General features: G+C 39.9%; 12 protein-coding genes and 4 tRNA genes. 10 read left to right on the top strand and 6 right to left on the bottom strand.

Annotated elements, in window-relative coordinates; all coding sequences use genetic code 11:
- Window positions 1-187: 187 nt before the first annotated feature.
- Window positions 188-691, bottom strand: coding sequence for a GerW family sporulation protein (locus RT761_RS04210; protein ID WP_218112826.1), 504 nt, complete (start codon window positions 689-691; stop codon window positions 188-190).
- Window positions 692-794: 103 nt separating this feature from the next.
- On the bottom strand, window positions 795-1,676 hold the full coding sequence (locus RT761_RS04205; protein ID WP_218112825.1) for a GerW family sporulation protein: 882 nt from the start codon (window positions 1,674-1,676) through the stop codon (window positions 795-797).
- A 143-nt stretch (window positions 1,677-1,819) separates the two neighbouring features.
- On the opposite strand from RT761_RS04205, the gene RT761_RS04200 reads away from it, so the two are divergent.
- The 6 genes from RT761_RS04200 to RT761_RS04175 all read left to right on the top strand — a co-directional run bounded on the left by RT761_RS04200 (window position 1,820) and on the right by RT761_RS04175 (window position 7,875).
- Window positions 1,820-1,896, top strand: a tRNA-Arg gene (locus tag RT761_RS04200).
- Window positions 1,897-2,362: 466 nt separating this feature from the next.
- Window positions 2,363-3,352 carry an autoinducer 2 ABC transporter substrate-binding protein gene (locus RT761_RS04195; protein WP_218112824.1) on the top strand — a complete coding sequence of 330 codons (990 nt, stop codon included), beginning with the start codon at window positions 2,363-2,365 and terminating at the stop codon, window positions 3,350-3,352.
- Between the two features lie 173 nt (window positions 3,353-3,525).
- A complete protein-coding gene (locus RT761_RS04190; protein WP_218112823.1) occupies window positions 3,526-5,061 on the top strand; it encodes a sugar ABC transporter ATP-binding protein in 1,536 nt (511 codons plus the stop codon).
- Window positions 5,058-6,008 (top strand): ABC transporter permease, encoded by a 951-nt coding sequence (locus tag RT761_RS04185; RefSeq protein ID WP_218112822.1) that lies wholly within the window; start codon window positions 5,058-5,060, stop codon window positions 6,006-6,008. Before RT761_RS04190 ends, RT761_RS04185 begins: the two co-directional genes overlap by 4 nt.
- Complete coding sequence (locus RT761_RS04180; protein ID WP_218112821.1) at window positions 6,005-6,988, top strand: ABC transporter permease; 984 nt, start codon at window positions 6,005-6,007, stop codon at window positions 6,986-6,988. The genes RT761_RS04185 and RT761_RS04180 overlap by 4 nt, the downstream gene beginning before the upstream one ends.
- Window positions 6,989-6,990: 2 nt before the next feature.
- Window positions 6,991-7,875: a hypothetical protein gene (locus tag RT761_RS04175; RefSeq protein WP_218112820.1), complete on the top strand. Its 885-nt coding sequence runs from the start codon at window positions 6,991-6,993 to the stop codon at window positions 7,873-7,875.
- A gap of 241 nt (window positions 7,876-8,116) precedes the next feature.
- On the opposite strand, the gene RT761_RS04170 is transcribed toward RT761_RS04175, so the two are convergent.
- Both RT761_RS04170 and RT761_RS04165 read right to left on the bottom strand, forming a co-directional pair.
- Window positions 8,117-8,193 (bottom strand) — tRNA-Met (locus tag RT761_RS04170).
- 12 nt (window positions 8,194-8,205) lie between these two features.
- Window positions 8,206-8,294 (bottom strand) — tRNA-Leu (locus tag RT761_RS04165).
- A gap of 205 nt (window positions 8,295-8,499) precedes the next feature.
- On the opposite strand from RT761_RS04165, the gene RT761_RS04160 reads away from it, so the two are divergent.
- The 4 genes from RT761_RS04160 to RT761_RS04145 all read left to right on the top strand — a co-directional run bounded on the left by RT761_RS04160 (window position 8,500) and on the right by RT761_RS04145 (window position 12,167).
- Window positions 8,500-8,575, top strand: a tRNA-Lys gene (locus tag RT761_RS04160).
- 1,010 nt (window positions 8,576-9,585) lie between these two features.
- On the top strand, window positions 9,586-10,005 hold the full coding sequence (locus RT761_RS04155; protein ID WP_218112819.1) for an RrF2 family transcriptional regulator: 420 nt from the start codon (window positions 9,586-9,588) through the stop codon (window positions 10,003-10,005).
- A 119-nt stretch (window positions 10,006-10,124) separates the two neighbouring features.
- Entirely contained in the window at window positions 10,125-11,768 is a 1,644-nt protein-coding gene (hcp, locus tag RT761_RS04150) for a hydroxylamine reductase (protein ID WP_218112818.1), read from the top strand.
- Window positions 11,769-11,852: 84 nt separating this feature from the next.
- Window positions 11,853-12,167 carry a cupin domain-containing protein gene (locus tag RT761_RS04145; RefSeq protein WP_218112817.1) on the top strand — a complete coding sequence of 105 codons (315 nt, stop codon included), beginning with the start codon at window positions 11,853-11,855 and terminating at the stop codon, window positions 12,165-12,167.
- 154 nt (window positions 12,168-12,321) lie between these two features.
- Here RT761_RS04145 and RT761_RS04140 read toward each other — a convergent pair whose 3' ends face one another.
- Together RT761_RS04140 and RT761_RS04135 are read right to left on the bottom strand one after the other, a co-directional pair.
- Window positions 12,322-13,689 (bottom strand): ABC transporter substrate-binding protein, encoded by a 1,368-nt coding sequence (locus RT761_RS04140; protein WP_218112816.1) that lies wholly within the window; start codon window positions 13,687-13,689, stop codon window positions 12,322-12,324.
- 243 nt (window positions 13,690-13,932) lie between these two features.
- Complete coding sequence (locus tag RT761_RS04135) at window positions 13,933-14,784, bottom strand: carbohydrate ABC transporter permease (RefSeq protein WP_218112815.1); 852 nt, start codon at window positions 14,782-14,784, stop codon at window positions 13,933-13,935.
- Window position 14,785: the final 1 nt, after the last annotated feature.

The raw sequence follows: 14,785 nt of genomic DNA, 5'->3' as shown, positions 1-14,785 counted from the left end.
TCCATACTATTTTCGTCATTTTAGATGACTTTTAAAAATACTTACTTTGGAATCAATCCTCTTCTTAAAAGGGGATTATAGGAAGATTTTAAAAATTAACTTGGAACAAAAAAAGGATGGCGGGTATTACATACCCGCCACAATAACACTTTAAGCTTCTAAGTTTGTTAAGTTTATCAAAGAGTTATTATTCTTCTGGTACTGGACTCATTATCGGTTCTTCTGTTGGTTCATATTCATAATCATACATATCCGCCGCTGACATCCCAGACATTCCCTGTACGCCCTGCATTATCATGGGCATTGCTGTTTCAATAATGTCCTTCCAGGGCGAAACCGGAGTAGTTGCTGAAAGCAGAGTAACTTTGCCTTCTTGAATAACTAAAAATGAAACTGGTTCCATGGTAATGCCCCCACCAGTCCCTCCACCGGAAGGTTGACCAGCTGGCATACCAAGGCCACCACCTCCACCAAATCCAACATCAACCTTAATCACTGGTACCACTGTCACGTCTCCCACTTGAATTGGTGCTCCAATGAGGGTATTGGGTTGAACCATTTGAGTCATTTTTGATAATACCGCATCCATTAAAGTTATGATATCGTTAGATACGCTTTCTTGAGACCATCCCAAACTTCCCAAAACCAAAACCATCAACCCAATTAAACTTATTAAAACTGCTTTTCTCACACCTATCACCTCCAAATTACTTTCTAATTAGAATCCATTTAACGTATCATTTTTTTATAATAAAGTTGTTTTCAATCTATGAATTTTTTCAAATAATTATCCTTTACTCACCCACTCTTGACAAACCCTCAATAGCTTGAGCATTCTCGGGGTCTAGTTCAAGGACTTTATTAAAATATTCCTTGGCTTTATTCTGATCTCCCTTTTTGCTATACGCTTTAGCTAAACCAATATAGGCGTCAATAAATTCAGGGTGACTATTGATCACCAGATTAAAATCTTCGATGGCAGCATCAACTCCCCCCAAAGGAGGGGGAACCATCAATCGAGCATATCCCCTGGCAACTAAAGCATAAGGATTATCTGGTTCAATTTCTAAGGCACGAGCAAACTCCCGAAAGGCTTCCATCCCATATTGAATTTTCTTGTTAAGATCTGCGGTAGACTGAGCAAGTTCTCCTAATGCTTGTCCTAAGAGAGCATGAGCATCGGCAAGTTCTGGATTATTTTCTAGAAGATCTTCAAAAATTTTTTTTGCTTTCTCAAAATCCTTTTTTTGAAGACTTTCCCTCCCTTTTTTAATCAATTCCTGTTTCGCATCCTCAGAAAGGGTTTGAGTTTGGGGTAATAACCCTGGAAGAGTTTCAAATATTTCACCAACACCGGCATCGGGCTCACCAATATTATAAATCTGAAATTTCCCGTCTTTAATCACTAATATAGCAACTGGTTCAAGACTTATTCCACCAAAAATCATTTGAAAAGAAGAGCTTTTATCGCTGCCAAAAGACAAGACATTGGTTTTTACTACTGGGATAATTGTCAGTTCCCCAATAATAACAGGTTTTCCCAGGGCATATTCACCTTTTAAAGCAGAAGCAATTCGAGCTATTTCAGAATGAATTATTTCTATTCTTTCTTCAGCACAAACCGGTAAAGACAAAACCAACACAAGCAAAACTACTATAAATACAACTTTTTTCAATCTCTCACCTCCTTCCATAATTATACTCTTTTTTCAAAAAATTTAAGAGCCCAGTTTATTGGAAACAAGATAACCCTCCCGAATTTAAATCATGCCTTGACGAGCACTAAATTACTCCTTAAAATAGTATCGCATTCTTTTATGCGCCCGTGGCTCAATTGGATAGAGCAACAGACTACGGATCTGTCGGTTGGGGGTTCGAATCCCTCCGGGCGCGCCACCGCCTTATAGAGCGATTCCTGCTTTTAAATCCGGTGTAAAAGTTGACGAGTCTGTTGCTCATAAACAACCGGTTTGTTTTTTTTATGAACTATTAATAGCTAATTCATTAGCCGTTACATTCACCAATGATTACATCTAATTTATAAATACTATCCTCGTGAAAAGAAAATATTCTCATCATTATAGCCCTGCGACTCGTCTTTGCTTAATTTCTCAACCACAGCGGGGGTGAGATGATATTATTTTTATTCTCTTTCTTCTTCTTATCTTTCCGATGAACCTGCCTTTTAAAGTGTTACCTCCAATTAATTTACCTATTCGGTTATTTATATTATTGTAATACCTTTTTGTTCCTCTTTTATTTAAAATTCATCATTTTTCCAAAAGAAACTTGAATTTAATACTTGAAATAGGTAATATTTAATTATAATCTCTAATATAAATTATATTTTGGAGGGGTTAATATGAAAAAAACCTATATTTTAGCAGTAATGGTGTTGTTAATGGTAGCGGTTCTTCTAGTTCCAGCCTTTGCTGAAGCAAAGTACAAAATAGCTTTTGTTCCCAAACTAATTGGAATTCCTTATTTCAATGCCATGGAAGAAGGTGGGAAAAAAGCAGCTGAGGACTTGGATGTTGAATTTATTTACACAGGTCCGGTAACGGCTGATGTTGCCAAACAAAGTGAAATCGTTGATAACCTCATCACTCAGGGGGTAGATGCCATTGCTGTTGCTCCTAACGACCCAGCTGCCATCACTCCAGTACTCAAAAAGGCTCAAGAAAAAGGTATCATAGTATTAACCAGCGATACTGATGGAGCTCAGGATGTACGAGAGGTATTCGTCAACCAAGCTCTCCAAGATGCTATTGGGTACACCACCTTAGATGAATTAGCCAAGGCCATGAATTATGAGGGTGAATTCGCTATTGTTTCTTGCGGTCCTACTGCTTGGAATTTGAATACCTGGATTCTCTATGAACTGCAAAAGTTAGCCGAATATCCCAATATGAAATTAGTAACCATTCGTTACGCCGAAGAAGATGTTCAAATGGCTATTAATGTCATGCTTGATTTGATCAATGCTTTCCCCAACTTAAAAGGAGTTATCGGTCAGTGCAGCACTTCGGCGCCTGGAGTTGCAGAAGCTGTCGAACAAGCTGGGAAAATTGACCAAATCTTTGCTACTGGTATTTCCGTTCCCTCGATGATGGCAAAATATGTGAAGAGTGGCGCAGTGAAGTCCTTTGTTCTCTGGAACCCAGTTGACTTAGGCTATCTAACTGTTTGGGCGGCAAAATACCTGCTGGATAAAAATACTTTCGAAGATGGGAAAGAATATGATGTTTCAGGGATAGAAACCAAACCGGTATTTTTAGCACAAGACAAAATGCTGGTTCTTGGTCCTCCTAAGGTTTTCGACGCCAGCAATGTCGATCAATTCAATTTCTAAAAATTTTCTCTAAGGCGTCCTTCGGGACGCCTTTTTCTTTATTTATCTATAATATTTTATACATGAAGTTGAATATATACGTTGTTTTTAAAATATTCTTAAATGGTAAGTATTAGTTTTGTACCAATTATTCCCTAACCTCTATAGGGAGGGTCAAGAGTTAGGAGCTCACCATGGATACCATTCTCGAATGTCGTGGAATAGAAAAATCTTTTGGAGGAGTTCATGCCTTAAAAAAAGTTAATTTTTCTTTAAATCCTGGGGAAGTTCATGCCTTGGTTGGCGAAAATGGAGCAGGGAAATCAACTCTCATAAAAATTATTTCTGGAGCCCTATCTCAGGATCGAGGCGAAATCTTCTATCTTGAAAAACCAGTTATCATTGGTTCTCCAAGAAAAGCTCAAGATATAGGCATATCTACTGTCTATCAAGAACCACTCATTTATAGAGAATTGAGTGTCTTAGAAAATATTTTCTTAGGCCGGGAAATAAAAACCCGGAGAGGTAATATCGATTGGGCTGAAGAAGAAAAAAAGGCTCGATCGTTATTTGAATCCCTTCAAATATCTCCTCATTTTATTAAACAACCCATGCGAGACCTCAGTGTTGGGCTGCAACAGTTGGCACTCATCGCCAAAGCCTTGGTTTACGAAGCCAAGCTGATTATCTTTGACGAACCAACCGCGATCCTGACCGAACATGAAACCGAAAGACTTTTTGAAATTATTCAGAAATTAAAGGAGAGAAAGGTTGGCATTATCTACATTAGCCATCGCTTAGAAGAAATATTCCGTATTGCTGATCGGGTTACTATTATGCGAGATGGTGAAGTGGTTGGTGAATATCCCATCGGTGAAATTAATCGTAATAAAATAATCGAACTCATGGCCGGACGATTGTTGGTGGAAGAAATCAATCATCTGGGAAAAAAAGGAGAAAAACCGGTACTCACCCTCAAAAACCTTACCCGGAAAGGTCGCTATTACGATATTCATTTTGATGTTTACCCTGGAGAAATTTTAGGTTTTTCTGGGTTGGTTGGATCAGGGCGAACTGACATCGCTCAAACCCTCTTCGGACTGATTAAGCCCGACAGTGGTGAGATTATTTACCAAGGGAAAAAGGTAAGCTTTTCTTCTTCTGAGGAGGCTATGGCCAATGGAATTGCCTATCTTCCTGAAGATCGAAAAGCCCAAGGTCTTTTTCCCATTTTAAGTACCGCTTTTAATATGAGCGTAACCGTGCTCAAAGAAATTTCTTCAAGAATGGGTATTGTTCATAACCAACAAGAAAAAGAGCTGGGAAAGAAGTATGTGAAAGAGCTGGCCATTAAGACTCCTAGCCTTGATTCAAAAGTCTTTAGCCTTAGCGGGGGCAACCAGCAAAAAGTAGTCTTAGCCAAGTGGTTGGGGGTAAACCCACAAATTCTCATGCTCGATGAACCCACTCGGGGAGTAGATGTTGCCTCTAAATCAGAAATCCACCATATGATTGCTTCTTTAGCTGAGAAAGGGATCGCAGTGATCATCATCTCCAGTGAACTTCCTGAAATCCTGAAACTAGCTGACCGAGTGATTGTTATGCATGAAGGTCGTATCACCGGGGCTTTTGAAGATCAAGATATCACCTCAGAAAACCTGATTCGTGCCGCAACTGGAGAGAGAATGTTGAAAACCAAGGGCTTATCAATTGAGGAGAAAAACCTATGACTGCGAACCTCCAAATTATAATGAAACGCAGAGAATTTACAGTTTTGGGTCTTATCGTGGTATTAATGGTCATTTTTTCTCTGGGTACTGAGAAATTTATGTCAGTCAGTAACCTTTCCAATTTGCTCTTACAGCTTTCCGGAGTCGCCATATCGGCTATTGGAATGACTATGGTCATCATTACCGGTGGTATCGATGTTTCGGTGGGTTCAATCTTAGGTATGGCTTCAGTGGTTGCCGGAAAACTTCTCATGGCTGGTTCATCCTTTATTATCGTTATCCTTTCGGCAATTGCTACCGGTTTTGGGATTGGTATTCTCAATGGGATCATCATCTCTTATGGGAATGTCCCGCCCATAATTGTCACCTTAGGGATGATGAGCATGATGCGAGCTTTAATGTATCAAGTGCTTGGTGGTCGGTGGGTCTCGGGAATTCCACCTGATATACGGATCATTGGCTTAGGAAAATGGCTGGGTATCCCCTTGTCAATGTGGATTACCGCTGTCTTGATCATCCTTTTCAGCTATTTTCTCAGTTCCCGACCAACCGGACGGGCAATTTATGCCATTGGAAACAATCCTGAAGCTGCCCGAGTTTCTGGTGTAAGCCTCTCACGAACCATCATAATTGTCTATTCCCTAACTGGTCTTTTGGTTGGTTTTGCCGGGCTCATTTACGTAGCCCGCACCGGAATTGTACAAACCAATACTGGTTCTGGTTTCGAACTCGAAGTCATCGCGGCAGTAATGTTGGGTGGCACCAGTGTCTTTGGAGGAAAAGGAACGGCGATTGGGAGCTTACTGGGGGCAGTTTTGGTAGGAATCATTAAAAATGGGATGGTTCTCATGAATGTTCCCGCCCTCAGCGAAGGTTTGGTTATTGGAGTACTGATTTTGATTTCGGTTATGATTGACCTCGTCCGATCCAGGGGAGAATCGCTATGAAAAACATAGGTAGTCACATTGTTGAAAATCGGGTACTTTTTCTTTTGGTATTATTCCTCATCCTCTTTGGGGTGTTTGCTTTTTCCGTAAAAGGTTTCTTTACTTTCTATAATCTCACCAATATGACCCAATACGGTGTGGAGCTGGGGCTATTAGCCTTAGCAGAAATGCTGGTTATCCTATCGGGAGGTGCCGGCATTGACCTTTCCGTTGGTTCCATGCTGACCATTGTCGCTATGATTATTGGAGTTCTTATCGGCCGAGCTGGTTTTAGCCCGTCTTTTGCCATCATCATTGGACTTATCGCCGGCAGTGCGATGGGATATGCCAATGGTTTCCTGGTTGCTTATCCCAAGATCCCTCCTTTTATAGTCACTCTTGCCAGCCTTTACGTCTACAAATCATTAGCCATGATTATTTCGGTTGATCCTCGTTTTGGCCCTAATCCGATGCCAGTTTCCAACTTTCCTGAGTCTTTCTATTATATCGGACAACATCGCATCGGCGGCTTACCCTTTCAGGTGCTGTTCATTTTTATCCCAGTGGTTTTAATCCTCATGTTCCTCATGAATCGAACCGTGCTTGGAAGACATCTCTATGGTGTGGGGAGCAATGAAACAGCGGCGATATTTTCTGGGATTAACGTCAAAAAAATTCGAGTTATCGTTTACACTCTTTCCGGCCTCCTGAGCGCCTTAGCTGGTTGGGTAATAACCTCGCGGATTGCCAGTGCTCGCCCTGATATTGGTACGGGCTATGAACTCCAAGCCATCACCATAGCTGTATTAGGAGGTGTCAGCATCAAGGGCGGAGAAGGGACAGCCGGCGGGGTGGTATTAAGTATCGCCATCATCACCATGCTCTATAATGGAATGCAGCTCGCAGGAATTCACCAGATCTGGCAGTTGGGCTCTCTTGGTTTGGTTTTGGTGGGAAGCGTCCTGCTGAATCAAATTTTATACAACCGTCGTAAATTTTAGCTATGGAAAGAAATTTATTAAAATGCATTGTAGTATTAGTTATCCTCCTTTTTTCCTCCGGTCCCTCTTGTTCTATTGAAGAGGGACCGGCAGTCTGGCTTTTTGCTGCTCAGCCTGAGCGTTACTTCCCGGCTTTTTTTGAAATTCATTTAAAAAGAATATTATCGGTTTCGCAGCTTCAAACCATCAATCTCTATTCCAAACATCCTGGCGAACTCGAAAAAAACATTAATTCAAAAATGAGCCTAGCTCGAATCATCATCATAATGGATTTTTCCGAAGAATTAACCGATGTTTTTTTTCAAAAGTGTAAAAATATCGAATTTCAAGAAACACCTTTTCTTATAACTTGGAATTGCGCCCTAACCAAATTTCCTAATTATTTTCATCCAGTTCCGATTATCATTCACTGGGAACTGGTGTCGAAAAAACTTCAATCCCTCCTGTCTGGTTATCAATCGCCGGTTTTTATTGTCCATCGCAATGAATCCTATATTCAAGACTTTCTTATGTCCTCACAGAACCATCTTCAATATCAATTGATTTTTGATGACAATAAGCCTTACCATTCACCATCTTCTCAAATGGTTTATCTTACCAGTCATGAAGATATTATGAAAGAATACCTGTCCTATTCTCATGATATTATTTGTTTTGATTCCTCTACTTTAACCTTGTCTGAAATACAAGCCGGTCATGTCTTAGCCGCTATTGACTTCAAGCCTTCACGGCTTGCTGCTCAAATCTCGGATTTTCTCTCCAATAATGCCAACAAATCCGCTCTAACTCTTACCCCCCTTCTTATCCTCCCCAATTCTCTCTCAGAATCTGATGCTTATGAAGTCCTTGGTCGTTGTTTTATGTGTGGAAATGATCAAACTCAATAAAAAAAACCGATAGGGATGAATATTTTATGTAGGCGGATATAGTTGAGAGAGAAGGTATTCCAATTCAAGATTATTCCCATTCATGCTTTTTTATAAATCGTAGCTTTTTATTTCGCGAAGAATCAATGCTTAAAAAGGAAAAACGAGTTTCCTCAATAAAGGCTCAGAAAATAAAAAACCCCTCTTCAGAAAACCAGACTAAGCTGAAATTCTCTGATTAGAGGGGAAAATATAGCAAACTTGGTAGCGGGGGCCGGATTCGAACCGACGACCTCCGGGTTATGAGCCCGACGAGCTTCCTGACTGCTCCACCCCGCGATATTTATAAACTGGTGCCGAAGGCCGGAATCGAACCGGCACGGGGCTTACACCCCAACGGATTTTAAGTCCGTTGCGTCTTCCTGTTCCGCCACTCCGGCACGGCGAAAGGAAACCTTTCTGACCACGCCTTATTTATTTTAGCAGGAAAATCCGTAGAGTCAAGCATTTTAGCGTATTAATGCAAGGTAGAATAAAAAACCAAGAATAGAGGTGTCATTTACATAGGTGTAGGTCCTTGCCACATATAAATTCATACCTTGACAATTATTGGTGTTTCATTGTATATTTTCACTGCAATAAGGTGGGCCGTTAGCTCAATTGGCAGAGCAACTGACTCTTAATCAGTAGGTTGCGGGTTCGATTCCCTCACGGCCTACCAGCCATTCCCCCTCGTTTTAAAATCCTTATCGTTTACTTTCCTTGTATTTCTCTATTTTTTTTTAACCCTGATTTCTCAGATTCTATAAAATCTTAGTTTTTACTCTCATTACTATTCGCAACTTACCATTTGCTGTATTTGCAGGCTAAACCCCCTTGCTGCATGGCAGACACGAAGAGGACGTAAATGAGGCAATGGGCTTGACATGACTTGTCGTTACTGTGGTGCAATTTATTGGCTCCCATGGATAATATTCTTTTGTAGGGACTTGATTTATCAAGCCCGCAAATTGGTTTCAGGACAGATTCAGAATCTATTGTAACAATATGGATGGAAACCCAACCAATAAAAACGAAACAAACATACAAAAATAGATCATATATGGTTTCGTTCCGACAAAAGGAAATGAATACCTCAAAAAAGGATGATAGCAGAATTAAAAAAATGAAAAAATTGGTGAAATTGATCCCATCCATAAGAATATGGAAAAAATCAGTTGGGCGATCATAGACGGGCAGAACTGTGTGTCCGCCCATTTGAGAATGAAAATAATGAAATTTCAAATAACAATGATAATTTGATAGGGAGACCGCCATACCGATAAACGGCGCCTGATGAGGATGAAAATATATACTCAAAAACCAATCTCCCCCTTTAGAAAAGGGGGTTGGAGGAATTTGAAAGTACTAAAAAAAACCAATCCTTATCAAACTTCATTTCTCTAAAGAGAGAGGAATAAAAAAGATTAAACTCATGAGATTGCCACGTCACTTCGTTCCTCGCAATGACGAGTCAGAGTTCCTTCTTCCTTGATGGGAGAAGGTGAGGCTGAGGGTGAAAGCCATAATGATATTTTGGTTAGTTGCTCTAAAAGAATCATCTTAAAAACCATTCCGGTATTTTCAGGACATAGCTTTTTTTTCTTTAAAAATAAAAAGATTATAAAGTTTTTCTCTTGACATATATATGGTATTTTGGTATCGTAATACCTATATAAAGAGGTGAAACAATTGAAGGGTATAGTGAATCTGTCCGAAGCTAGTTTATTGGCCTTACACAGTATGGTCCTTTTGGCTCAACATGACCGTGAGCCTTTAACTATAAAACAAATGGCAGAAAAAACTGCATCCTCAGAAGCTCATCTATCAAAAGTAATGCAAAGGCTAGCTAAAATTAATTTGGTTGACTCCATTCGAGGTCCCAATGGTGGTTTTTTCTTAAAAAATCCCATTGAGTTAGTTACGCTTTTGGACATTTACCAAGCCATCGAGGGTCCCCTGGAAGAAGGCATTTGTTTCAATAAAAATGGGATTTGTCCTTTTAAAAAATGCATTTTTGGAGGACTTATCGACAAGATGCGACACGAGTTTAAACAATATTTGTCTTCAAAAACTTTGAAAGATTTAGTTGAAACATCGCAATCAGATTGATAGACCAAGCAAAGAACTGAAATTTTATTGAATAAACAACTTTCAAACCATTCAAGTTCTTTTTGTAAGAACTAAACGTTGGTTTATAACAATAATTATTAAAAAAGGGGGTTCATTATATGTTCTGTTATCAATGTGAACAAACTGCCAAAGGAACTGGTTGTACTGCCTTTGGAGTGTGCGGTAAAGATCCAGAAACTTCCGCACTTCAAGATCTATTAATTTATGCCACCTTGGGAATTGGCCAATATGCCCATCGGGCACGTCAATTTGGCTCTAAAAACCATGATGCCGATATCTTTGTTACTGAAGCTCTTTTTACTACAATTACCAATGTTGATTTTGATCCTGAACGCTTAAAATCTTTACTTCATAAAGCCTACAACATCAAAGAAAAGGTTAAACAGCAATACCTCGATGCCTGCCGTCAATCGGAAAAAACCCCAGAAGAGTTGAGTGGTCCAGCAACCTGGAAACCAGCTACCAGTTTAGACGAACTGGTACGTCAAGGAGAAGCAGTATCTCTTGAAAACAACATTAAAGAATATGGTGAAGATATAGCTGGTTTGATGCATCTCATCCTTTATGGTCTAAAAGGAATGGCTGCCTATGTAGACCATGCTCAAATCCTTGGCCAAGAAGATGACAACGTTTATGCCTTTTTCCATGAAACTCTTAATTTTCTTACCAAAGGACAATTTACTCTTGATGAACTGCTGAAAACTGCCTTAAAATGCGGTGAGGTTAATATTCGGATTATGGAGCTCCTTGATAAAGCCAATACTGGCACTTATGGTCATCCGGTTCCAACTGCAGTTCCAATAACTGCCAAAAAAGGAAAGGCAATTGTTGTTTCCGGTCATGACCTAAAAGATTTAGATGAGCTTTTAAAACAAACCGAGGGCAAAGGAATTAATATTTACACTCATGGGGAGATGCTTCCGACCCATGCCTATCCAGAACTGAAAAAATATCCTCACTTCGTTGGGAATTATGGTGGTGCCTGGCAGGATCAACAAAAAGAATTCGATGCGTTTCCTGGTGCCATTCTCATGACCACGAATTGTATTCAAAAACCGAAAGAAAGCTATAAGAATCGAATCTTCACATCTGGTTTAGTGGCCTGGCCAGGAGTAACCCATATTTCCGATCGTAATTTTGCACCGGTTATTGAAGCTGCTTTAGCTGCCCCGGGATTCCCAGAAGACGAACCAGAAAAAACTATCATGGTAGGTTTTGGTCATAATGCTGTAATGGGAGTCGCAGATCAGGTAATCAATGCAGTTAAGTCGGGTGCCATACGCCATTTCTTCCTCATTGGCGGCTGTGACGGTGCAAAGACAGGAAGAAATTACTACACCCAATTAGCCCAAATGGTACCACAAGACTCGGTTATTCTTACCTTAGCTTGTGGGAAATATCGTTTCAATAAGCTTGAATTTGGTGATATTGGAGGTATTCCTCGTTTGCTTGATGTTGGACAATGTAACGATGCCTATTCGGCAATACAGATAGCAGTTGCTCTTGCTAACGCTTTTAACACCGATGTTAACGGTTTGCCCCTCTCTTTTATCCTTTCCTGGTATGAGCAAAAAGCGGTTTGCATTCTCCTTTCTCTTCTATGCCTAGGAATTAAAAACATGAGGCTCGGCCCCAGCTTGCCTGCTTTTGTTACTCCAGCAGCGTTAAAAGTTCTCCAAGACAATTTCAATCTTATGACCATAACTACTCCTGAAGCCGACCTTCAGGCTATTCTTGGATAGTAAACTCTAAATGAGGGAGGGTTGGTAAACCCTCCCCTGAATACCTGCCATCCCCAGTTATATAAAATTTAAGGGAGGACTGTAATGAAAATTTTGGAAGTTGATAAAACCCAACCCTTTGTTAATAACCATAATATCGATGCTCGCAGGATATATGACTACAACCATGCCCAGATTATCCATATGACTTTACACCCAGGTGAGTCTTTAAAACCACACACCACTCCGGTTGATGTCGCTTTCTACATTCTTGAAGGAAGTGGATTAGTTGAAATTGGTGACGAAAACGTTCCAGTAAATTCAAGTACTTGCATCGAGAGTCCTAAAGATATCCCTCACCGTCTCATCAATAACACTGACAAACCTTTTAAGTTTTTAGTTATTAAAATGCCCAAATAACTCATTAATTAAAATACAATATCCCATATTTAGCTGCGATTGTTCTTAAATGGAGATAAATTAATTATAGCCACCCACAAAAAAAAGGGAGCCCTGCCAAAGCAGAGCTCCCTTTTTTAATCTTATTTATGGTTTATGGTTATGGCTTTTTTTATTATTGCAACCAATCTTTGGGAGGCATAAGTCTCATCGCACGATTCTGTACTTCTTTAATAGCATCATCAGCTGAGACTTCCTGGGTCCAAATTCTCTGGAGTTGTTCCTGCCATAATTCACTCAGAGCGAAAGTATTGGGATTTGGAGTCCATTGTAATGCAGCATATTCTTCTAAGTTTTTGGTAACCAGTGGACGACAAGTTCCCTGACCCCACTCTGAAGTCCGTTTTATAATTTCTTCGTTATTCCATACTGAATTACGTACTGGAGTCTGATTATTGTATTTCAAGGAAGCTTCTAACATAATTGGTTTGCTGGAAGCCCATTCCATGAATAACCAGGCCGGCTTCTTGTTTTCAGAAGCAGCGTTCATAGCAATTGACCAAGCCCAGATATTGGACTTGATTCCAGCAGGTCCTTCTGGAACGTGAACGGCTTTCCATTTTCCAATAATCTCTTGGGCAATAGCTGGATCATCAAGTTCGGCGCCCCAATGGTCGGCATCAATGATCATGGCTGCCCTTCCAGCTATGAAAGCGTCCTTCACGTCGTACCAGTCTAAGGCTGACCAGTCTTTCGGTCCGAAATCACGAATAAGCTTGGTCCAGAGGTCGGACATGGCAACAATTTCTGGGGTATACATTGCAGGATTGCCTTCTTCGTCAAAATCTTTGGCACCATAGGATGCAACTAGGCTGATATATGCTGAGTTCGCAGTTCCAGCTCCCTTGATACCACGGCAGGTGAAAGGAAGGATATCGGTGATACCATCGGCATCAAAACCAGCTTTGACTTTTTTAGCAGCTTCATATAATTCATCAAGGGTTTTTGGTTCCGCTACACCATATTTGTCTAAAAAGTCAGAACGATAATAAAGAGTATAGGCTTCAACCTGGTATGGTATTGCATACAGTTTTCCGGCAACCTTACTGGCTTCGATGGTCATAGGGAAGAAGTCGTCGATATCATAAAATTCAGCATCAGTTAAAGCTGGATCCTCAAGGTAAGCATTAAGAGGTTCTAAAAATCCACCAGGGATGAATTTCCAATTGAGCATTGGTGAAGACATGACAATATCGAATTCCGGGGATTTTCCAGTTAGAACCACGGTTTGTCTTTCAAAAAATTGTTGTTCAGGAAGAGTCAGAACATTCACATCGATCCCGGTTAACGCTTCAAAATCATCAATCAGGGCTTCAAATGTTGCCTGCATCGGGTGATTACAGAGAAGAAGATTAATAGACTCGCCTTCAAATTGTTTCCAATTTACACTGGTATTTTCAAATGCTTGGGCAAAAGCAACTCCCAAAAACATAAACAAAACGACCACAAAAGTAACGATTGCAAAATACGGTTTTTTCATCATAAACTTGCCACCTCACTTTGTAAATTTTTTAAATATAATTTTCTTAACACCAAAAGAATTTAACTATCACCTCCAATTGATTATTTCTAATCCTCAATATTACATATCATTACTCTTTGTCTTAGAAAATCGACTTAAATTCTATTAGGAAAGTTTTTTGAATTTTTTTCTTCGGTTTAGCCTTTTAAAAACGCATTCTAGAAAATAATTTCCATTGCCTTTTTAAAAATAAATATTGGAGTATTAAATATATGCTGTAGCATTTTTCCACATTCGGACAAAGACGAACACTAAAATATAGATAATAACAAAAAGAATAACCGCTCCGGCCATAGCATAAGCCATGTCTCCATAACGGAACGCGTTTAGATAAACCCAGAGGTGAAGGTTGGTCGTGGCAGTTCCAGGTCCACCGCTTGTCGTTGCATAAATGGTATCAAAAATTTTAAAAGAAATCACCAATCGAAACATGACCGATACTAAAACCAAGGGTCTCATCAGAGGCCAGGTAATATATCGAAAATTGTCAAAACCGGATGCTCCATCAACCATAGCCGCTTCATAGGGATCGCGAGGGAGACTTTGGAGTCCAGCAAATAGGATTAAAGCAACAAACGGGGTATAAATATAGGCATCAATAAAGGCTAAAGTTGTCAGTGCAAATCTTGGATCAGCCAACCAGGCAATTTGCGGTACACCAAGGAAACCCAACAAATAGTTCACTACTCCGCCCGAGGTAGAAAGCATCAGTTTCCACATCAAAGCTAAAAGAATTGGGGCAACCGTTAGAGGAATGATAATAATTGAGCGAAAAAACCACTGACCACGCCGATTTTTCGTGAGCAAGTAAGCAATTAAGCTTCCTAAAAGAAGCTCGATCGAAATCGCCAATCCGACATATTCAAAAGAAATAACAACTGCCTTCCAAAAATTCCCGTCTTTAAATAAAAAGAAATAATTCTCGAGTCCAATAAAACTGATCCCGGGATTGGCCAACCGCCAATTGGTAAAAGAAAGATAAACTCCATACCCAAAAGGAATGACGCCAACTAAGATTGGTATAATGATTGCTGGAGCAATAATCCATTTTTTCATT

The organism is Atribacter laminatus (assembly GCF_015775515.1).
In the GTDB taxonomy this organism is placed as follows: Bacteria; Atribacterota; Atribacteria; order Atribacterales; family Atribacteraceae; genus Atribacter; species Atribacter laminatus.
The sequence above is the reverse complement of the archived record's forward strand: the minus strand, read 5'-3'. Positions and strand labels throughout refer to the sequence as shown.